The sequence below is a fragment of the Streptomyces sp. NPDC031466 genome (genome assembly GCF_055581265.1).
Window position 1 is genome coordinate 146018 of the sequence record NZ_JBVIJT010000001.1, and the last position, 20691, is coordinate 166708.

Consider the following 20691-nt stretch of genomic DNA (forward strand, 5'->3'; position numbering starts at 1 on the left):
GGTTTCCGGACAGGAACCCCCGCGGGGTCCGGCAGACCCGCGGTAACCCGGTCCGGTCGGTACGCCCACCCTCCGTAGTGCGCACCCGCCCGCCGATCCGTCCGATTGTGCCCAAGTGCGGGAGCTTGGACCGCTTTTGCCGCAGCCCCCTGCCGCTTGCTCCCCTTCCCCTCACGCGCGTCGACAGACGGACGGTCCGCACCGCCGCGAGGCGTGCGGACCGAACCGGGAAACCTATTCCCCACCTGCCCCCGACATATGCACCGAAGAATGAAGAAGCCGCAAAAAAGAGAGAAGCCGCAGGCCGTCCGGCATTCACGGCGGAGTCCTGGGGATTCAGGGGCCATTGGCCCCTGGCGCCACCGGGGAACAATCATGCTACGGTCGTCCGGCGTCGGATCGAGGGGAAGGAACGCGGCGTCGCATTGCGACCCTTCGAGCGTCTCGCCGACCGGTATCCGAGTTTCCGGAATGAAGAATTCCGCCGTGGTGGCGCCACACGACGATATCTTCGCGCGTTCTTCGCGTGCCGGGCGGACGTCCATACCCGCTTCCCGAGTGAACCATTCATGTATGTCAACCGCCTGGCATGGGGAGGTACGCGGTGACAGAGGAAGATCCCACCCCGCGGCTGGCCGTTCTCGGCGCCGGCGTCATGGGGGTCAGCATCACCACACTCGCCCTCGAACACGGTGTTCCGGTGGTTCTGGTGGAAACCGATCCGGCGAAGCGGGCGGACGCCCCGGCCAGGATCGAGCGCGAACTGCGCACCGCACAGCTCATGGGCGTCCGCTCCGGGAAGCCCCGCGCCGAACTGGTCACGGGTGCCTCTGCGGCCGACTGCGCGGATGCGGACGTGGTGATCGAGGCGATCACCGAAGAGGCCGGCCTGAAGATCGCGGCACTGACCGAAGTGAGCGGCACGGTCGGTGAGGACACCGCGCTGATCACCAACACCTCCTCCATCCCGGTGGACGAACTGGCCGCGAAGCTCCCGCGCCCCGAGGCCCTTCTCGGCGTCCACTTCATGAACCCCTCGTATCTGATCCGCACCGTCGAGGTGATCCGCGGCTCGCGCACCTCGCCCCGGGCCGCGGAGTCGGTCGGGCGACTTCTCACCGCGCTCGGCCGGCGAGGTGTGTTCGTCGGCGACGGCCCCGGCTTTGTGACCAGCCGCGTACTGCACCGCATGATCAACGACGCGGCCCGCGTCGTGCAGGAGGGCAGGGCGAGCGCCGAGGACGTCGACACCCTGATGCAGGACTGCCTCGGCCACCGCACCGGACCGCTGCGCACCGCCGACCTGATCGGCATCGACAACCTCGTGGACTCCCTGCGGGTACTGCACGAGCGCACCGGCGACGAAGGCTGCCGCCCGTGCGAGCTGCTGCTGCGGAAGGTCGCCGCGGGCGAGCACGGCCGCAAGAGCGGCAAGGGCTTCTACACCTATACGGGAGTGCTTTCCTGATGGCCGGTCAGCTCGCCGTCGACGAGACGCTTCTCGACTACGTACGGCAGATGTCGCTGCGCGACGACGACGTGCTGCGCGAGCTGCGCGCCGAGACCGCGGGCATGCCCATGCTCCAGGCGATGCTGGTCCTGCCGGAGGAGGCCCAGCTCCTCGCCCTCCTGGTACGGGTCACCGGGGCGCGCCGCGTCCTGGAGGTGGGCACCTTCACCGGCTACAGCAGCCTGTGCATGGCGCGCGCCCTGCCGCCCGGCGGCAAGGTCGTCACCTGCGACATCAGCGAACGCTGGACCGCCGTCGCCCGGCGCTACTGGGAGCGGGCCGGGGTCGGGGAACTGATCGACCTGCGGCTCGGCGACGCCGCGCGGACACTCGACGACTTGCGTGCGCAGCACGGCCCCGGCGGCTTCGACCTGGCCTTCCTCGACGCCGACAAGGCCAACTACGTCCGCTACTACGAGCAGGCGCTCACCCTGGTGCGCCCCGGCGGGCTGCTCGTCCTGGACAACACCCTCTTCTTCGGCAAGGTCGTCGACCCCGCCGCACAGGACCCGGACACCCTGGCCATCCGTGAACTCAACGCCCTGCTGCGGGACGACGAGCGCGTGGACATCTCCATGCTCGCCGTCGCCGACGGCCTGACCCTCGTCCACAAGAAGCCCTGAGAGGAAGCACGGAGATGAGCGAGCCCACCACCACCCCTCCCCTGTCGGCGGAGCACGTCAGGACCGAGCTGCGGCGGTTCCTGGAGGAGCGCACCAAGACCGACTGGGCGGTGGACACCGACCTCTTCGCGACCGGCGGGGTCTCCTCCCTGTTCGCCATGGAGCTGGTGGTCCACGTCGAGAAGACCTTCGGCATCGCCGTCGAGGGCCCCGACCTGCGCATCGACAACTTCCGTACGGTCAACGCCATGACGGACCTGGTGCTCCGGCTCGCCGAAGCGGGCTCCGGTGAGTGACGAACTCGCGGCCCTGATCGGTGCGGAGATCGCCGACCGGGCCGCGGAGTGGGACCTGGCGGGAGCGATCCCCCCGGAGGTGCTGCGCGGGCTCGGCGCCAAGGGCGCGCTGTGCGCCGAGGTGCCCGCCGAGTACGGCGGGCGCGGTCTGACGGGCCGGGCCAACGGTGAACTGACGGCACACGCGGGGGCGTTGTGCAGTTCGCTGCGGTCGGTGATGACCTCCCAGGGCATGGCCGCCTGGACCATCCAGCGCTTCGGCACCCGCCGCCAGCGCTCGGCGGAGCTCACCCGGCTCACCTCGGGCTCACTGGCCGCCGTGGCGTTCAGCGAACCGCAGGCCGGCAGCGACCTCTCCGCGATCGCCACCACGATCGCGGACGACGGCGACGAGGTGGTCCTGAACGGGCACAAGGTGTGGTCGACCGCCGCCGCCTACGCCGACGTCGTCGTCGTCTTCGGCCGCTACCAGGACGGCGCGGCGGCCGTCGTCGTCCCCACCGACACCCCCGGTGTCACGGTGAACCCCGTCGCCCAGCCCCTCGGCTGCCGCGCCGCGGGCCACGCGGACGTGGTCCTCGACGACGTACGCCTGCCCGCGACCCGCGTGCTCTCGGGCACGAGCCAGTCGCTCGGCCTGCTGACCACCATCGCCCTCACCTACGGCCGCCTCTCGGTGGCGTGGGGGTGCGTCGGCATCATCCGCGGCTGCCTGCGGGCCGCCGCCTCCCACGCCCGCCGCCGCGAGCAGTTCGGCAAGCCGCTGGCCGAGCACCAGCTCGTCGCCCGGCACCTGTCGGAGCTGCTCGTCGCCGAGCAGACCGCCACCCGGGTATGCGAGCACGCCTCCGACCGCTGGGACAGCGGCTCCCCCGAGCTGTCGGGCGAGGCGGTGCTCGCCAAGCACGTCGCCGCGGGCCACGCGGCACACGCCGCCGCCACCGCGGTGCAGGTACTCGCCTCGGCGGGGTCGGTGGACGGTGAACCGGTGGCCCGCGCCTACCGGGACGCCAAGCTGATGCAGATCATCGAGGGCAGCGACGAGATCTGCCAGCTGATCCTCGCCGAGCGCGCGCTGGAGGGTGTGGCATGACGACGGCCGGCGAAGACATAGGAATAGGCGCGATCCACTGCCTGCTGCCCGAGGAACGTGTGGCCGTCGAGGACCTGCCCGAACTGGCCAGGCTCACCGAAGAGGAACTGAGGTTCGCCGGACAGGCCGGCATCAAGTCGGTCGGCGTCTTCCCCGACACCGAACCGACCGAACTCGCCGCGCGGGCCTGCCGGGAACTGCTCGCCGCACATCCCGGCGACCCCGACCTGATGCTGCACATCGGTTCCCGCGCACCGGACGTACTGATCGGCTCGGACGCGGGCAAGATCGCCCATCTCGCGGGGCTCACCGGCATCTTCCCCTTCACCGTCGACGGCCTGGGCTGCGCCGGCTCGTCGGCGGCTTGGGCGCTCGGCAGGGACCTGCTCAACGGCGACCCGTCCCGGCAAAGCGTCCTGCTCACCTACGGCAGCCGGCCCACCGCCGCCGACCGGGTGCGCCGCCCCGTCACGGTGATCGGCGACGGCGCGTTCGCCATGACGCTGGTGCGCGGCGGCCGGCCGCTGCTCAAGGCGCACCGCATGGAGGCGGACAGCTCCTTCCACGACCTGTTCAAGGTCGAGTACAAGAACAACCCCTGGTCGCAGTGGCGCGAGGTGTGCGACGACAACGACCGCTACTCCTTCGAGCTGGCCATGCACAGCCGCACCAGGCTCGGCAGACTCGTCGACCAAGTGCTCGCGGACGCGGGGATCGGCAAGGACGACGTGGCCGCCACCCTGATGCAGAACGTCACCTCCAGCGCCTTCGACTTCTACAAGGCCACGCTGGGCCTCCAGATCCACCCCGTCTGCGCCACCCACCTGGCGGAGCTGGGCCACCTCGGCCCGATGGACGTGGTCCTGAACCTGGACCGCCTCCTCGCCTCCGGTGAGGTCGGCCCCGGGGGGCACGTCCTCGTCCTGAGCAACAGTCCGGTCGCCGCGTGGACGGTGACGTTGTGGGAGGTGTGAAGCCGGTGACGACCGAAGCGCGGCAGCCGAACGAGGCGCGGCCGACGATCAAATGCCTGGTCTGGGACCTGGACAACACTCTGTGGCGCGGCACGCTCGTGGAGGACGGCGAGGTCGTGCTCCACGAAGGCCTGCGCGAGGTGATCACCGAACTGGACTCGCGCGGCATCCTCCAGGCCGTCGCGAGCCGCAACGACCACGACCACGCCTGGGCCCGCCTGGAGAAGCTGGGCATCGCGGAGTACTTCGTGCTGCCGCACATCAACTGGGGCGCCAAGTCGGCTTCCGTACGGGCCATCGCCGAAGAGCTGAACTTCGCGCTGTCGACGATCGCCTTCATCGACGACCAGCCCGCCGAGCGCGCCGAGGTCGAGTTCCACCTGCCCGAGGTGCGCTGCTATCCGGCGGAGGATGCCCTCGGCCTGCCCGGCCGCCCCGAGTTCACCCCGGCCGTCGTCACCGGCGACGCCCGCAGGCGGCGGCAGATGTACCAGGCCGGTGTCCGACGGGAGGCCGAGCGGACCGAGCACACGGGCAATGACGAGGAGTTCCTGCGCTCGCTCGGCCTGGAGCTGCGCATCGAGCGGGCCGGCGACGAGGCGATCTCCCGGGTCGAGGAGCTGACCCTGCGCACCAGCCAGATGAACGCGACGGGCGTGCACTACTCCGATGAGGCCCTGCGCGCCCTGGTGGCCGACGAGGAGCACGAGGTGCTCGTCGCCTCGCTCGTCGACCGCTTCGGCCCGCACGGCGCGATCGGGGTGATCCTGCTGGAGCGGCGCCCTGCTTCCTGGCACATCAAGCTGCTCGCGACCTCCTGCCGTGTGGTGTCCTTCGGCGTGGGGGCGGCGCTGCTGCGCTGGCTCTCCGACGAGGCCGCCCGTGCCGGGGTCCTGCTGACCGCCGGGTTCCGGCGCACCGAACGCAACCGCATGATGGAGGTCGCCTACCGTTTCGCGGGCTTCCGCGAGCACACCGACGACGCCGTTGCGGCGGAGCAGGACGGCGTACAGACTCTCGCCCTCGAACCGGCCAGGCAGGACGCCCCCGCGCATCTGACCGTACGGGCACCACGTCTGTTCGGTGACTCGCCCGACCTGGTCCCGTGGGCGCACGCGGAATGACGTCGGGGGCCCGCGCGCCGGCCCGGCGGCCGTCCGGACCGGCGGGCCGGGCGCCTCACGCGGGGACGCCGAGCGGCGGGTGGTCGAGTACGCGGGGCCTGTACTCGACCAGTTGGATGCGGCCGTCGAAGGTGCGGTGCTCGGTCATCTCGAGGGCGACGTCCGGATAGCCGTCGTAGATGCGTTCTTCACCCGTCGCACCGGTGATCACCGGGAACATCACGACCCGGAAGCGGTCGACGAGTCCGGCCCGCAGCAGGGACCGGCACAGACTGAGGCTGCCGATGGTGCTGAGGAGCCCCGGACCGCTCGACTTCATCGCGCGGACCGCCTCGACGGCGTCGTCGCGGACGAGCGTGGAGTTGGCCCACGTCAGTGGCTCCGCGAGCGAGGAGGAGAACACCACTTTGGACGCTTGCGTGAGTTCGTCGACGGACGCCTCTTCTTCGGGCCTGAACTCGTCTTGGCCGTTCGGGACCCCGCCTGCGGCGAAGCCCGACATCAGGCGGTAGGTGTTCGATCCCATCAGGTAGGTGGCCTCGGGCTGCTCGCCGAGCCATGCGAGGTACTCCGGGCCTTCAAAACCCCAGAACCCGGGCCACCCCTCTCCCGACGCGTGGCCGTCGAGGGAGGTGATGAAGTCGACGAGAAGTTCAGACATGACGGTGTCCTTTCCTGGGCTGTCACATGCTTGGACCGGTCGGGAACCACAAACTCATCGGTCGCGCCGGATGCGGCCGCCGTGACCGCGTAGTCCTCCGCCGGCCGCCCTCGACTGTGTCGGGCGGTGACGGGCCGGGCATGCTGCAAGCGAGAGAGCTGTGATCAGAGGGGGGCCGATGACGAAGCTCGGGGCAGGGGCACTGTTCCTCTTCTGCTACATCGACGTTGTCACGTGTCTCGCCATCGGGGACTGGATGACCGATGTGGGTCCTCCTTTGCTCTATGGCAGCCCGGTCGCCTTCGTCGCCGGGATCGTCACCTCTGCAACGCAAGACATCTATCGACGGAAGGCGGAGCGCGAGGCACGCCAGTAGGGACAGCCCGGGAGAGGTCAGCCCTCTGCCTGGAGGGCGTCGAGCCCGACCTGCCACGGGTAGGCCTCGACGTTGCCCTGCTCGGGCTTGTGGGCCCGCCGTCGTCCCTTCGCGACGGTGTTGTGGGCGAGCGGGGCGACAACGGGGCCCACGCCGAGGGAGCCACCACGCAAGGCACCGGCGCGGCCAACGGCTGCCTCGGAGGGGGCGCACCCACACCAGTCACCCAGCCGGCTTCGCTGGCCGCGCTCCGTGTCATCATGCGGACGCGTCCCCGATGAGTGGGCCGCGGTCTACGCATGGTCAGAGGGATAGGGGATGGGCGCGGGTACGGAGCCGGACGGCTCGTCGAGGTCCGACGAGGAGTGGGAGCGGTTCCTGCGTGAGTCGGTGGCGGGTGTGGCCGACGCGCCCAAGGAGCCGTCGTCGCGGGCCCGCGACGTGGCAAAGCGGCTGCGCGCTGAGCCCAGCCGCGACCTGAAGGGCTGGCGCACCCATGCGCCCGCTCGGCCCAAGCGGCGCACTGGCTGGTACGTGGCCGGGCTACTGGGGTCGCTGGTGGTGGTGCTGGTGGTGGCGCTCGCGCCGGGGCGGACAGTGGACCTGTTCGCCGGCGCCGACTCCCCGCAGGTGGAGGCCGAGACCGCCCGTCCGACCGAGGCACCTCCGGCCGAGGCGGCCCAACGCCCCACCGTGCGGGAGCCGTTCCGCGGTTCACCGGCGGCGCGCTGGGCGAGTGGAGCGGCGGGGATCAGCGTGCCGAAGGCCGAGGCGGTCGGCTGGATGAGCGCGGCCGAGGTCGAGCGGGCCCTCGCCCGCAGCCGGGCCTTCCTCGTCGCGTCGGGCCTGGACCGCGGGGTGTTGCGGGGCGAGCGCCCCGAGAAGGCCATCTCACTGATCAACCCGCACCAAGAAGACGTGCAGCGCCTGCTGAGAACCGCTTTCCGAACCCCGAGCGAGAAGGGCGACCCTCTCTTCCTGTTCAGCCGCTTCCAGCCCTCCCGCACCCGGCTGGTCGGTGACGTCGTGAAGACCCGGGGCCGACTCACTTACCGGGAGGGCGAGCGCGGCGCGCTCCAGGTGACCGCCGACGTCACCTTCGTCTACCCGGTGATGCGCGCGGAGGCGGGTGGCGACGACGAGATCGTACGCACGATCGTCCGGCGCGAGCTGGTCCTGAGCTGGGACGACCCTGACAAGGTCAGCACCGAGCCCGGCACGTTCTCGATCGTCTCGTACAAGTACGACATGACCAACGGCGGCTGCGGTGCCCCCACGGGCTACTTGGTCCCGCCCTTCGGCAAGGACCGCCGGGCGGACGAGTCCGGTGCGGAGGTCGACCCGTACGACCGCAGCGCGCCGGTCGGGCGGGTCCAGCCCTCCGGGGACGCGTGCGCGAGAGCGACGCGGTCGTAGCCGGCGCTACTCGGCGGTGGGCCCCGGCCCAGAAGTGATGAGCATCCGGCCGCCGATCCGCTCCGTGTTCCGGCAGACCAGCGGTGCAGTTGGCAGCACCACACTCCAGGCCTGCCCAAGCCATGCCATGCTCCACCTCCCCCGAACCGGCTCTCCCTCCCCCTTCGCGCCGGGGCTACCAAGGGCGGCTCGAAGAAGCAGATGCACCCGCCGCGTGTATCGACGCGCGGGGGCGGCAAGCCGCGAGTGATTACATCGAGGCCGCCCTGACGACGGCCGCAGGTGTATGCGCCGTCGCGGGCCTGGCAGGAAGCGGCGACGGGGAGGGGCCGGTCCGCCGCAGGGTCGCGGAGCGTCAGGCGGACCTGTTGTGGGCGAGGCGGGCCTCCAGCCCGTCGAGGGCGCACTGGAGTCCGTAGGCGAAGGTCTCGTCGCGCACCTTCGCGGGGTCCTTGTCCCGCTGGGCCGCGTGGCCTTCCGCCAGGCGCGGGTGTTCGCGGGTGGCTTCTTCGAGGGCCGGGCGCAGGCTCTCCACCCACTCCCGCTCGGTGCTGCCGCTGCGGGCGATCATCGACAGGTACGCGGCCTCGGAGGTGGCCATGCCGATGACGTAGGAGACGAGGGTGCTCATGGCCCGGTCGGTCTCGCGCGAGGGGAAGCCGGCGGTCTCGAAGAGGGCGAGCAGCTGGTCCGCCATCCGCATCGCGTTGGGGCCGAGGTGGGACAGGCCGACCTGACCGAGTACGGAGGCGACCCAGGGGTGACGCAGCGCCATGGCCCGCAGGCTGTGGGCGGCGTCCACGGCGGCGTCCCGCCACTCGGTCTCGTCCCTGGCCGCCGGGATGCGCAGTTCGCCGTAGACCTCGTCGACGACCAGCTCGATCAGCTCGTCGCGGTTGGCCACGTGGCGGTAGAGCGAGGTGGCCCCGGCGTTCAGCCGGTTGCCGAGGCCGCGCATGCTGAGCGCTTCGATTCCTTCGGCGTCCAGCAGCTGCACGGCTTCTGCCACGATGCGCTCGCGGGTCAGCGGTTCCCGCCGACGGCGCGGGCGGGTCCATACGGAGGGGATCGGCTGCTGGCCGGCCTGCTGCATGCGGGTCCACGCCCTTCTTCTCGTTTTCCCGTCACCCTAGCTCATGACGTACGCAAAGGGGTACGCCGTACGCACTGCGCGTAACGCTGCACCGCGCGGGTCGGCGCGCACTCCGGAAGCCCACGCATACAACCCCCACCATTGTGAACGCTGCGCCCTTATGCGTACAGTGTTCGCAACGGGAGAACGTCATTCGCATACCGAGGGAGCAGTCATGCCGAAGAGCCTGAGCTGGGACGCGCAGGGAACCTGGTCGGCCAAGGGCGACTGGGGGACCCGGGACTCCGAGGGCCACAAGCTGTACCTGGGTCACTGGCAGGCACGGCTCGACCAGCTCCGCATCGCCCACCACGTTCCGGGTGCCACGCTGGCCGTCCTCGTCGACGGGGAGGTCCAGGAACTGGCGAGCGGCGTCCTGCACCGCGGCACCGGAGTGGACGCGACCCCCGACTCGGTGTTCCAGCTCGGTTCCCTCGCCAAGATCTACACCGCCACCCTGATCATGCAGCTCGTGGACTCGGGCGCGCTCGACCTCGACGCCCCGGTACGAGACGTGCTGCCGGACTTCGTCGTCGCCGACGAGGAGGCCACCCGCACCATCACCACGCGGCAACTGCTCTCCCACACCAGCGGACTCACCTGCGACTTCACCTACGACTCGGGCCGGGGCGACGACTGCCTGGCCCGCTATGTGGAGGCCGCCAGGGACGTGGGCCTCGACTGCCCGCCCGGCACCGCCGTCTCCTACAGCAGCCTCGGCTACAACGTGCTCGGCCGTATCGTCGAGGTCCTCACGGGCCGGACCTGGGACCAGGCGCTCAAGGAACGGCTCCTGGCCCCGCTCGGCCTCACGCACACCATGACGCTCCCCGAGGAGGCGCTCGCCCACCGCACCGCGATGGGTCACCTGGGGGAGCTGGGCGAGGAACCCACCCCCGCCCCCACGTGGGACCTCATGCCGCGCTCCGCCGGCCCCTACGGCCGGGTGCTCGCCACCGCCGGTGACGTGGCCCGGCTGGCCAGGATGCACCTGGAGAACGGCAAGAGCCCCGAAGGCGTCCGGGTACTGAGCCCGCACAGTGTCGCCGCGATGCGGCGGCGCGAGGTGGGCGTCCCCGACAAGTGGACGGTCAGCGCCGACGGCTGGGGCCTCGGGTGGACGCTGTACGACTGGTCGGGCATCCCGGGCTTCGGGCACGACGGCGCCTCCATCGGCCAGTACGGCTTCCTGCGCGTGGTGCCCTCGGCGGGCGTGGCGCTCGTCCTGCTCACCAACGGCGGCGACGCCCGCCAGCTCTACGCGGACCTCTTCGACGAGTTGCTCGGTGAGCTCGCCGGGGTGCGCATGCCCGCCCCCTTCGCGCCGCCCGCCGAGCCGCCCGTGGTGGACCTCGCCCCGCTGTGCGGCACGTACAAGCGCGAGGGCGTCGAGATCACCGTCACCGAACAGGGCGGCACGGCCCACCTGGTGTACACGTTCGTCGACGGCATGAAGGACTTCTCGCCGCCGCTGGAGATGGACCTCGCCCCGGTCTCCCCGACGGTCTTCGCCGGGCCCGGCAGCGGCGCCTACAGCGCCGACTGGATGCCGGTCGTCTTCTCCACCCTGGCCGACGGCACGGCGTGCGTGTACATCGGGATGAGGGCGGCCCCGAAGGTCGCCTGACGACCGCGCGCCGCGTGGCGGTGCAGGTCAGGTGCCGCCAGGGTCACAGCTCGATGTCGAGCTGCTCCACGTCGCTGAACTCCACTCCGAGCCCGTGGGCCCGGGAGTCGTTCGCGCGGAAGTACATCTGCGCGAGGCCGTCGGCGGCGATCTGCTGGAGCTGCCGTTCGCTCGCGCCCTGCTCGCGGGCGGTGAAAAGACGGTCGGCCCACTGCGGCGGCAGGGCCTGGGTGATGTCGCGGATCCGGGCGTCGTCGGTCGTGCCCGCGGCGGCCTCGAAGCCGAAGCGGGCCCGGGTGGAGAGCACCAGGCCGTCCGTGGTCGCCGCCTTCTTCCTGGCCCTCGCGCGGATCTGCGGCTGCCAGCGCTTCTTGACCTCGTGTTCCAGGCGGGCGCGCAGCTCCTGGCGGGGCCGTTTGAACTGGCCCGCGACGTACCGCTCGACCGTGCGCTGGGAGATCCCGAGCGTCTGGGCGGCGGCCTTGGTGCCCTTGAGCTGCTTGACGAGGTACTTCATCTGCGCCTGGGCGCTCTGGGGGACGCGGCGGGTGAACGCCGACTCCAGCGCGCGGTCCAGACTGTCCCCGACGGAGTCGGCCATGACCTGCTACTCCCCTTCTCCGGCGCTCTGGTCGGTCTTGATGAGGTTGGCGATGTTGAACACCCCGCCGTGTTCCTCGAACTGCTGCTCCGCCCACAGGACGGTCTGGGTGCCCTGGTGCTTGACCATCCCGGGCGAGACCCCGAGCCGGAACGTGCCCGGTACGGGCTTGCCCTCCGGGGTGAGCGGCAGGATGTCCAGCGGCCACGGACCGGGCGAGGGGTAGACGATCGCGTCGGTGCCGATCGCCACCGGGTACAGGTCGGCGGCGGCCGCCGTCTTCATCAGCTTGCGGTGCAGGCCCACCCGCTGGTTCGCGAGCACGGCGGCCCGGATGTCGGGCCGCCACGTCTCCCGCTTGAGCGCCGGGTACTCCTCGTAGTACGGCACCTGACCCCGGCTGCGCTGCCGGAGCTTGCCGATGCCACCCTTCGCCGTCGCCTTGATCGCGGTCTCCAGCAACGCCATCGTCGGATCGACCTGCTTGCGCCGCGCCATCGCCGCCAGGAACTCCTCGCCCCCCAGGCCGCCGGTGACGCCCATGTCCGCCATGGTCTCGAGGTAGGCGTCACGCAGCCGCTTGTACCAGGCGTCCAGATAGCGGCCCGTCCGCGTACGGACGTACGCCTCGATCGGCGCGACGTCGAAACCCAGCTCCACCGCGTAGGCGACGCTCGGGGTGGCGTACCAGGCCGGCCCCTGGGGCCGGTCGCCCTTGGGCGTGAAGGGGCTGGGGAGGCGGTCTCCGTCGACGGTACGTCCGTTCACGGAGACGCGGGACAGGTCGACGTGGGAGAGGTCGACCAGCCACGAGCCGGGCAGCGAGGCGTCGAACGCCGGGTCGTTCTTCAGGTGGGTCGGCCCGTTGAGCCCGACGGTGAGCCCGTTCGCGGCGGCGGCGAACGACATGTTGATGTCGATGGCGACCAGGAACTGGTTCGCGCACTCCTCATCGGTCAGTGGCCGGCACCAGTCGTAGGGCTCCTCCATCAGCATCTCCGCCGGAGTGCGCAGGTGGTGCCGGGCGAACCTGCCCCTGAGCACGGGGTGTTCGTCGGGGACCTCGCACTCCACCACGTCGTACCGGGCGGTGAGGGCGTCGTCGTTGAAGGCCCGCTTGAACTCACCGGTGGCCGGGTCCTTCTCCGCCCGGGTCGGCGGGCGCAGCGCGACCATCAGCTCCAGGCCGGTCGTCGCGGTGCTGCCGCGCGGTGTCATCACCCGCGCCGCGTACAGGCCGAGGTAGCGGGCGAGGTCGGCCGGGTGCATCGTCAGCAGCAGCTGCGGGTCGTCCTTCCTGCCCCACTCCCGGGTGTCCAGCGCGTTCCACGGCAGGACGCACAGCTGGACGCAGCGCCGCTGTGCCCCCTCGGGTTCGCGGAAGACGCGGGCCCACGGCCCGAGCCCGCGCTGCGTGAGCCGGAGACCGGCCCTGGCGATCTGCTTGACCACCTTGTGGCCGTCCGCGAGCCGTCCGTGGCGGCGCTCCTGCTCCGACAGCTCCGCGGGCAGGCCGTAGCGCTCCAGCGCGGACGCGGTCAGGACGAGGATCGGGTCGGCGTCACGGCCGTTGCGGTGCAGCCGGGCCTGCCCGAGCCGCGCCTCGGCCAGCGTCCAGTCGACCAGTGCCGGGAGGGACTTCGCGGGCACGTCCAGGACCAGGCCACCGACGCAGTACGCCGACACCTGCCCGTCCTCGCAGTCGATCACGGCGAGCGGCCCGTTCTCGAAGCGGGGATCGGCGGGGGCGCCCGCCGTGGTCTTCTTCGCCACCGCCGACTGTGCACCCGGGCGCCGCGACGACGCGGTCGGCGGCTTGGCGGAGCGGCCAGGTGCCGGGCGCGCCGCCGCCCCGTCGGCGCGCGCCGGGCCCGGCTCTGGTCCGACTCCCGTAGCGGTGAACGCCTCCGGGACCGCCGGGACAGGGTGCGGCGAGGCCGCGTCCGTCGACGCCCCGGCCCCGGCGGGCGCGTCGTCATCCGGAGCGGGGAAGCGCTGGGCGAGGCCCTCCAGGAGCCGGGCGTATGCGGCTCGCTTCGGCGGCCGGGGCTCGGTGACCCCCGCTTCCCAGTTCCCGACGGTCTCCCGCCGGCTCTTCAGGGCCTTCGCGATCTGTTCCTGGCTTATCCCGGCGGCCTCGCGCAGACGCTTGCGCTCTTCCGGCGAGGGAAGGTCGTCCTGGGCGACCTCCTCCAGCAGCGCGTCCACGGCGCTGAACAGCTCGTCCTCGGTAGGCACAGAGCTCACCTCCACCCCGCACCCTATCCCCATCACACATTGAAACCAGCATTGGATTTAACGTGGATTGCTCACAAGGCGGGGGCGGGAGCGGTCTGCGGGGGCGTTCGCCTCGCACCGGATTCAACTCTCTTGCCTCCCACGCGGAACGGCACCAACGGGACGGAGGGGCTCCCGGCGGCCCGGGTCAAGCGGCTGGTGTGGGGACGAGACAAGGCCCCATCCCTGTACCGCACGCACGGGGGGGGTGTCCGCCGCGTGACCGACACGATCAATTCCGGCCACGTTCTGGGCGAGCAGAGGGCAATAACGGCATGAAGTCGAAGCTGAACAGCGGCTTTTGTAGGGCTATTACCGCTGACAGAAGCGGCCGGTTCCCTCCCGTGTAGTACGTGTGTTCGCGGGAAGTGAGGGGCCGGTTGTGGGGGGCCTGTGAAAGGTTGTGGGCCTCTCGTGACCACTGGGGTTGGCGAGACGTGTTTTCCCGTGGGGGGAAATCCTTGACGCAACGCACCATGGGTGCGCGTGTTTCGCGTGCCCGGAAGAGAACCAGCCTCACCACCGCCGCCGTGTTGGCCACCGGCGCCCTGACGCTGTCCCTGCTGCCGGCCGCGGGCGCCGCCGCGGCCGATGAGCCGGGTTCGGCGTGGGGCAAGGACGCCCCGTCGTTCTCGATGCCCGCGGTGAAGGCCGGTTCGAACAAGCCTGTCGCGCCGAAAGCCGAGCGCGCGCCCTCGCGCACGGTGGCCGCCTGGCGGGCCCAGCAGAAGGAGCGCGCCGAGGGCAAGGCGGCGCGCTCCCTTCAGGCGACCCCCGCCCATGTGCCCGAGGGCCAGGGCGACGTGCCGTGGCACAAGATCAGCGACTTCGCCGTCACGGACGCGTTGACGGCCCGGATCAACTTCTCCACCGGCAACCTGATGCTGGCGGCCACCGACTTCTCCGTCGCGGGTGTCGGCCAGCAGTTGACCCTGGCCCGCACCTACAACTCGCTGGAGGCGCCGTGGGGGAAGGTCTCCCAGCGCTGGTGGCAGCAGTACGAGCGCTACCTCCAGGTCCTCAGTGACGAGGTGGTCCTCTACGACTCCTCGGGCGGCGCCCTGCGCTTCAAGAAGGCGACGGACGGCTCCTTCACCACGCCCAAGGGCCACTCGAAGGAACTGAGGAAGAACACCGACGGCACCTACACGCTCACCAGTTGGAAGTCCGGCTCGAAGGACACCTACGACGAGCACGGCACGCTGACCAAGGTCACCGACAAGAACAAGGGCGCCATCACCGTCACCCAGCACGACGAGGGCGAGGAGCACAAGGGCTTCAAGCTGACCGAGACCCGCTCGGGCCGCTGGATCGACCTGCTCAAGACCGACGCCTCCCAGTGGCAGGCCAAGGACAACTCCGGCCGCACCGCCGTCTTCGACCTCGACCCCGACGGCAACCTGCACAAGACCACCGACGCCGAGGGCAAGACCACCACCTTCGGCTACGACACCTCCGACCGCCTCACCAAAATCACCACCGCCGAAGGCCGGGTCACCGTCTTCACCTACGACGACGCCAACCGGGTCACCTCCATGCTGCGCGCCACCGAGCTCAACGGCTCCGGCCACACGGGCCCCACCTGGACCTACACCTACGACACCACCTCGCCGACGGCGGCCGGCACGACCACGGTCACCGACCCGGAGAAGCACGCGACGAAGTACAAGCACGACGGCGACGGCCAGGTCACCGACGTCACCGACGCCCTCACCCGTAGCCGTTCCACCAAGTTCGACGCGAACCACAACATCGACACGGCCACCGACGCCATGGGCACCGGCACCGCCCTCGGCAACGTGAGGGACTACGGGTTCAACACGCGCAACAACCTGGAGAGCGTGCAGTCCCCGACCGGCGGCAAGGCGGTCGCGAGCTGGCAGACGATCGCCGGCGGGGATGTGCCGAAGGACTCCACCAACGCCGACGGCGAGAAGACGTCCTTCACCTACGACACGGCGGGCAACACCAAGTCGGTCGCGCAGACGGGCACGGGCGGCGGCAGCGTCTCCTACACCTACAACCCGGCCACCCCCACCTGCGGCGGCTTCGAGGGCCAGCGGTGTGCGGCGGAGACGAAGATGTCGTCGACGAAGACGGTCAAGACGTCCTTCACCTACGACGCCAAGGGCAACCTCATCAAGGTCACGCCCCCCAAGCCGCTGGGCGAGACCACTTTCACGTACGACGGTCTCGGGCGGACCGAGACCCTGACCGACGGCCGGGGCATCAAGAAGGTCTTCGTCTACGACAACCTCGACCGGGTCAAGACCGTCTCGACCACCAACGACACCGTCCGCTACTTCTACGACGGTGACGGCAACCTCGCCCAGCGCACCGACTCCACCGGCACCATCAAGTACGCCTTCGACCCGCTCCAGCGCGAAACCGTCCGCACCCTCCAGGACGGCTCACAGACCCTGCTCGCCTACACCCCCGCGGGCAACGTCGACTTCTACCAGGACCCGGCCGGCAAGGTCGACTACACCTGGAACGAGGTCAACAAACTGGAGAAGCTGACCGACGCCTCGGGCAAGGTCACCTCCTACAAGTACAACCGCAACGACGTCCGCACCGAGACCGCCTACCCCGGCGGCACCGTGCAGACCGTCGATGTGGACAACTCCAGCCGCCCCAAGAAGATCACGGCAAAATCCGCCAAGGGCATCCTGGTCGACCTGGCCTACACCTACGGCTACGGCACCGACGCCAAGACTGACGGCGACAAGATCCGCACCAAGACCGACACCATCGCGGGCACGCAGACCTCCTACACCTATGACGGTGCCGGCCGCTTCTCCTACGCCGCCGAGAACAAGGGCACCACCCTCAACGCGTCCTGGCAGTACTGCTATGACCTCGCCGGCAACCTCACCAGCGAGGGCACTGACAAGGGCTGCCCGCGCGGTACGACGTACAGCATCAACGACGCCCAGCAGATCACGGAAAAGAACGGCTCGTCGACGAACTGGTCCTACGATCTCGAAGGCAACGAGACCGCCGGCGCCTCCACCCCGGAAGGGACCCGGACCGGCGAGAAGTGGTCGGATCACAGCCAGCTCACCTCGCTGACCGTCGCCGGCAAGACATACGCGGGCCAGTACGGCTCCACCGACCAGAGCGAGCGCGTCAAGCTCGGCGACACCTACTTCCACAACGGCCCGCTCAGCCTCTCCGCCACCTCCACCGGCGGCGTGGACACCGGCTTCAACCGCGAACCCGGGGGCACACTCAACTCCATGACCCGGGACGGGAAGACCTACTTTTACCTCACCGACGCGCTCGGCTCCGTCGTCGCAGTCGCCGACGAGTCCGGTACGAAGGTCAACACATACTCGTACAGCCCCCGAGGCGTTGCCCAATCAACGAGCGAAAAGGTCACCCAGCCCTACCGGTTCACCGCCGGCTATCAGGACCCCACCGGCCTCTACCACTTCCAGGCGCGCTACTACGACCCCAACATCGGCCGCTTCAACAGCCCCGACCCCTCGGGTCAGGAGGAGAACCCCTACCTCTACGCCGAGGGCGACCCCGTCAACCGCATCGACCCCGAAGGCCTCAAGTCGATTGGGGACTACGGGAAGACTTGCGCCCAAGGCGCGGTGCAAGGGGTCGTGGTCGGCGCCTACACGGGCGTGTCGGAGACGGGAGTGGGCGCTCTTGGAGCCGCCGCTTCGGGGTGCGCCACTGATGTGGGCATCGAGCTCGTCACGGACTACGTGAGCGAAGGTCTCGGCGAGAAACTCGATCAGGGGAGCAAGCTGAAGGACGCCTACGACGTAGGAAAGGGACTCGTCAAGGGTCTTCTGTAGGACATCACCTGACATCGGGCGGCGGGGAGACTGCTTCACGAGCCTCTCCCCGCCGCACTCGGAGGGGAAAACGGTTGTGAGCACTCCAGCTCAGGCAATTCTGGTCGTCGTTGTCGTCGCCGTGGTGATCCTCGGCGGCTGGATGCAGTCGGCGAGCTTCCGGGACTACCTGCGCCGTCGCAGAGGCCAGTGACAAGCGAGGAGCCACCCATGACTTCGACCTCGGAATCGTTGCTCTTGGCAGGGCCGAAAGGCGAGCCCTGGCACATGTGGCTTGCGGCTGCAGCCGCAATCTTCTTCATCGCCGTACTCACCGCGTACGTCCGTCGGGACCGCCGACGACATGGTAAGTAGGCCCGTCGACGAATCCTCCGGACGGTCCCCCGATGCCGGGGCGGCTTCGCTCCCGGCATCCGCCGTCTGTCATGGGCGAGTCGCCTCCTGCTGACGGGAGTTGTGGCGTGTCCGGTGGTCACCGGTTCGGCGCTCTGGTCATGGGCCCACACCGGCTGACCCTGAACGGCTCGGGACGGCGTACTTGTCCGCGGTTGATTCCCAGCGGGAGACACGCGGCGGGAGACACGCGCGGTGAGCCGGATCGCGCGGCGCGCGTCTTCACCCGAACCGCTCGACCGCGTCGAGAACCTCCTGCGCGCCGTCCTCCTCGGCGATGGACTCGGCCAGGCGGCGGGCGCGGCCGCGCGGCGCGGGGTCGTGGACGGCGCTGGTGATCGCGTCGGACAACCGCCGTGCGGTCAGGTGCTGGTAGCGCAGCGGGCGCGGGGAGACGCCGAGGGCGTGGAGGCGCGCGGCCCAGAAGTGCTGATCCAGTTGTACCGGGACGGGCACGGCGGGTACCCCGGCCCGGATGCCCGCCGCGGTGGTGCCGGCGCCGGCGTGGTGGACGACGGCGGCGGTCCGGGGGAAGAGCCAGGCGTGCGGGACTTCCCCCACGGTGATCAGGTCATCGCTTTCGGCGTGCAGACCGCTCCAGCCCGCCTGGAGGACCCCGCGCACCTTGGCCCGGCGCATCGCCTGGGCGACCAGGGCGCTCAGCCGTTCGGCGTCCGCGGTGACGAAGCTGCCGAAGCCCGCGAAGACGGGCGGCGGGCCCGCGGAGAGGAAGTCCAGCAGCCGGGGCTCGGGCTGCCAGCCGGGCGGGGTCTCGGGCCACCAGTACCCGCAGACCCGGTGTCCTTCGGGCCAGTCCCCCGGGCGTGGGACGACCTGAGGACTGAAGCCGTGCAGGACACCGCGCCCGCGGGGCAGGCCCAGCGGCCCGGCGAACCTGCCGGGCGGCAGCCCGAGTTCGCGCCGCAGGTCAGGGACGGCCGGGGCGAACATCCGATCGGTGGCCGCCCAGAGGGCATGGGCGCTCAGGCGGTTGCCGTACGAACCGAACGAGCGGGCCCCGACGACCAGGGGCGTGAAGGCCGCCGTGGGCTGGATCGGCTGCAGGTAGGCGCTCAGGTTCGGCAGCCGCAGCGCCTCGCCCAGCACCGCGCAGATCGGGTCGGTGACCGTGGAACTCACCAGCACGTCGGCGCCCTGCCGCACGGCGTCGTGCACGCCCGCCGCGAGCCTCGGCATGAACGCCCTCGCCATCCGCATCAGCCGCGCGATCGCCACGGGCGCGCTGATCGCCCTGGCCAGGCCCTGCCCGCCCGCGGAGGCCAGTTCCGCCCGCGGGTCCACGGGCAGGGGCCGGAACCCGAGCCCATGGGCCCGCACCCCTGGCCGGAACCGTTCATGGGTGGCGAGCACCACGTCATGACCCGCGGCCCGCAGCCGCACCCCCAAGCCAGTGTACGGAGCGACGTCGCCCCAACTCCCCGCCGTGACGATCAGTACGCGCATGACAGCACTATGTCAGCCCGAAAGAGCCGCGGCCGATGCCCCGCCGCTACTTCTCGGCGTTGCGGGAGAGCAGGTGCACGGCGCGCAGGGCGGCCTCCAGGGCGAAGCGGTGGTCGGGGTCGGTGAGGCGCTCGCCCAGCAGGACGTCCAGGTTCCGGAGGCGGTAGCGGACGGTCTGGGCGTGCACGCCCAGCATCTCGCCGACCTGCTCCGCCGGCGCACGCGTGGAGACGTGCACGCGCAGGGTCTCCACGAGCCGGTCACGGCGACTGGCCGGCACATGCTCGAGCGGGGCCAGCTCCGCGGCCGCCAGATGGGTCACGAGGGCCGGGTCCGACAGCAGCCACAGCGTCACCAGATGGTCGTCGCAGCGGACCAGGGGGGCATCGGCCACGACGCCTTCGTCGATCAGGTGCAGCATGCGGCGGGCCCAGCGGATGGAGTCGGCGGCCTGGGCCGGCGGCACGGTCGGCCCGACCACGGCGTGTGCGCCTTCCAGGGTCGCGTCGAGCATCGCCCGGCGCTCCGGGGTGAGGGGGCCGGGCACCAGCAGGTGTGGCTGCGGGACGTCCAGGTCGAAGAGGATGTCGTCGGCCAGCCCCGCCTCCAGGTGTACGGGGACCGGTGGGCGCAGGGCGACCATGGTGACGTCGGCGGGCAGGTGCCAGGCAGCGCTCTCGCAGAGCCCGGGGAGCGCCTGGGGCAGCGGAGGGGCGGCGAGGATGAGGTGGAGCAGCCGTCGGCGCCGTGCCGGCACCTCGGAGAAGGCCCGGGACTGCACCTCGGCGTAGCCCTCGCGGGATATCTGCTCCAGTTCGTCGACGTAGGCGAACAGGGCGTCGGCGAAGGTGAGGATGAGGGAAGGGGAGAGCCGGTACTGCCGGCCCAGCGCCTTGGCGCGGCGCAGTGCGATGCGGGCCCCGAGCCGGTACGCCCCCTGCAGGGTCTCCAGCGCGCGCCCCTCGTAGGCTTCCACCCGGCCGAACTTGCGCAGCAGCTGGTCGCGGAGCACGGCGTTCTTGCCGGGGTCGGCGACGCGGTCCACGAACGCGTACAGGGCCTGTTCCAGGCCCTGTCGGATGGGTTCGGCGTTGGGGCCGTTGAGGAGCCGGCCGTACACGGGGTAGGCCCGGGTGACCTCGGCGCCGATCTCCTTCATGAGGCCGGGTAACTCCGGTCTCATGAAGGCCGCGAATTCCTTGGGGAGGGGTTCCAGCGGCTCACCGACTTCGGGTGGTCGCGTGGTTGAAGGCATGAGTGCCGTCCCTTGCTCTTCGGTGCCCACGGTGCACCGGTCGTGTGCTCCGATCCT

The 20691-nt window shown here is 70.6% G+C and carries 18 protein-coding genes; 10 read left to right on the forward strand and 8 right to left on the reverse strand.

The window, feature by feature from the left end; translation table 11 throughout:
• Window positions 1–589 precede the first annotated feature (589 nt).
• The 6 genes from ACZ5GP_RS00375 to ACZ5GP_RS00400 are packed head-to-tail and all read left to right on the forward strand — an operon-like array spanning window position 590 to window position 5620.
• Window positions 590–1468, forward strand: a complete 879-nt coding sequence (locus tag ACZ5GP_RS00375; protein ID WP_468748614.1) for a 3-hydroxyacyl-CoA dehydrogenase family protein — start codon at window positions 590–592, stop codon at window positions 1466–1468.
• On the forward strand, window positions 1468–2133 hold the full coding sequence (locus ACZ5GP_RS00380; RefSeq protein WP_358585794.1) for an O-methyltransferase: 666 nt from the start codon (window positions 1468–1470) through the stop codon (window positions 2131–2133). Before ACZ5GP_RS00375 ends, ACZ5GP_RS00380 begins: the two co-directional genes overlap by 1 nt.
• Before the next feature lie 14 nt (window positions 2134–2147).
• On the forward strand, window positions 2148–2429 hold the full coding sequence (locus ACZ5GP_RS00385) for an acyl carrier protein (protein WP_468748615.1): 282 nt from the start codon (window positions 2148–2150) through the stop codon (window positions 2427–2429).
• Window positions 2422–3522 (forward strand): acyl-CoA dehydrogenase family protein, encoded by a 1101-nt coding sequence (locus ACZ5GP_RS00390; RefSeq protein ID WP_468748616.1) that lies wholly within the window; start codon window positions 2422–2424, stop codon window positions 3520–3522. Before ACZ5GP_RS00385 ends, ACZ5GP_RS00390 begins: the two co-directional genes overlap by 8 nt.
• A complete protein-coding gene (locus tag ACZ5GP_RS00395; RefSeq protein ID WP_468748617.1) occupies window positions 3519–4496 on the forward strand; it encodes a 3-oxoacyl-[acyl-carrier-protein] synthase III C-terminal domain-containing protein in 978 nt (325 codons plus the stop codon). Before ACZ5GP_RS00390 ends, ACZ5GP_RS00395 begins: the two co-directional genes overlap by 4 nt.
• 5 nt (window positions 4497–4501) lie before the next feature.
• Window positions 4502–5620, forward strand: coding sequence for an HAD-IIIC family phosphatase (locus tag ACZ5GP_RS00400; protein WP_468748618.1), 1119 nt, complete (start codon window positions 4502–4504; stop codon window positions 5618–5620).
• A gap of 55 nt (window positions 5621–5675) precedes the next feature.
• Here ACZ5GP_RS00400 and ACZ5GP_RS00405 read toward each other — a convergent pair whose 3' ends face one another.
• Complete coding sequence (locus tag ACZ5GP_RS00405; protein WP_468748619.1) at window positions 5676–6281, reverse strand: dihydrofolate reductase family protein; 606 nt, start codon at window positions 6279–6281, stop codon at window positions 5676–5678.
• 178 nt (window positions 6282–6459) lie between these two features.
• Between ACZ5GP_RS00405 and ACZ5GP_RS00410 the strand changes: the two genes are divergently transcribed.
• On the forward strand, window positions 6460–6657 hold the full coding sequence (locus ACZ5GP_RS00410; protein WP_468748620.1) for a hypothetical protein: 198 nt from the start codon (window positions 6460–6462) through the stop codon (window positions 6655–6657).
• Window positions 6658–6674: 17 nt separating this feature from the next.
• Here ACZ5GP_RS00410 and ACZ5GP_RS00415 read toward each other — a convergent pair whose 3' ends face one another.
• Complete coding sequence (locus ACZ5GP_RS00415; RefSeq protein ID WP_468748621.1) at window positions 6675–6809, reverse strand: hypothetical protein; 135 nt, start codon at window positions 6807–6809, stop codon at window positions 6675–6677.
• Window positions 6810–6975: 166 nt separating this feature from the next.
• Between ACZ5GP_RS00415 and ACZ5GP_RS00420 the strand changes: the two genes are divergently transcribed.
• Window positions 6976–8073, forward strand: coding sequence for a hypothetical protein (locus ACZ5GP_RS00420; RefSeq protein ID WP_468748622.1), 1098 nt, complete (start codon window positions 6976–6978; stop codon window positions 8071–8073).
• Between the two features lie 6 nt (window positions 8074–8079).
• Here the strand turns inward: ACZ5GP_RS00420 and ACZ5GP_RS00425 are convergent, their stop codons facing one another.
• Both ACZ5GP_RS00425 and ACZ5GP_RS00430 read right to left on the reverse strand, forming a co-directional pair.
• Window positions 8080–8202, reverse strand: coding sequence for a hypothetical protein (locus ACZ5GP_RS00425; protein ID WP_468748623.1), 123 nt, complete (start codon window positions 8200–8202; stop codon window positions 8080–8082).
• A gap of 226 nt (window positions 8203–8428) precedes the next feature.
• Window positions 8429–9166 (reverse strand): TetR/AcrR family transcriptional regulator C-terminal domain-containing protein, encoded by a 738-nt coding sequence (locus tag ACZ5GP_RS00430; protein ID WP_468748624.1) that lies wholly within the window; start codon window positions 9164–9166, stop codon window positions 8429–8431.
• Between the two features lie 214 nt (window positions 9167–9380).
• Here ACZ5GP_RS00430 and ACZ5GP_RS00435 point away from each other — a divergent pair, with 214 nt between their 5' ends.
• Complete coding sequence (locus ACZ5GP_RS00435) at window positions 9381–10832, forward strand: serine hydrolase domain-containing protein (protein ID WP_468748625.1); 1452 nt, start codon at window positions 9381–9383, stop codon at window positions 10830–10832.
• 43 nt (window positions 10833–10875) lie between these two features.
• Here the strand turns inward: ACZ5GP_RS00435 and tpg are convergent, their stop codons facing one another.
• Together tpg and tap are read right to left on the reverse strand one after the other, a co-directional pair.
• Complete coding sequence (gene tpg, locus ACZ5GP_RS00440) at window positions 10876–11433, reverse strand: telomere-protecting terminal protein Tpg (protein WP_468748626.1); 558 nt, start codon at window positions 11431–11433, stop codon at window positions 10876–10878.
• Window positions 11434–11439: 6 nt separating this feature from the next.
• Complete coding sequence (gene tap / locus ACZ5GP_RS00445) at window positions 11440–13671, reverse strand: telomere-associated protein Tap (RefSeq protein ID WP_468748627.1); 2232 nt, start codon at window positions 13669–13671, stop codon at window positions 11440–11442.
• Between the two features lie 674 nt (window positions 13672–14345).
• Here tap and ACZ5GP_RS00450 point away from each other — a divergent pair.
• Window positions 14346–17522 (forward strand): RHS repeat-associated core domain-containing protein, encoded by a 3177-nt coding sequence (locus ACZ5GP_RS00450; RefSeq protein WP_468749061.1) that lies wholly within the window; start codon window positions 14346–14348, stop codon window positions 17520–17522.
• 615 nt (window positions 17523–18137) lie between these two features.
• Here ACZ5GP_RS00450 and ACZ5GP_RS00455 read toward each other — a convergent pair.
• A complete protein-coding gene (locus tag ACZ5GP_RS00455; protein WP_468748628.1) occupies window positions 18138–19379 on the reverse strand; it encodes a glycosyltransferase in 1242 nt (413 codons plus the stop codon).
• A 46-nt stretch (window positions 19380–19425) separates the two neighbouring features.
• Window positions 19426–20634, reverse strand: a complete 1209-nt coding sequence (locus ACZ5GP_RS00460) for a PucR-like N-terminal domain-containing protein (protein ID WP_468748629.1) — start codon at window positions 20632–20634, stop codon at window positions 19426–19428.
• Window positions 20635–20691: the final 57 nt, after the last annotated feature.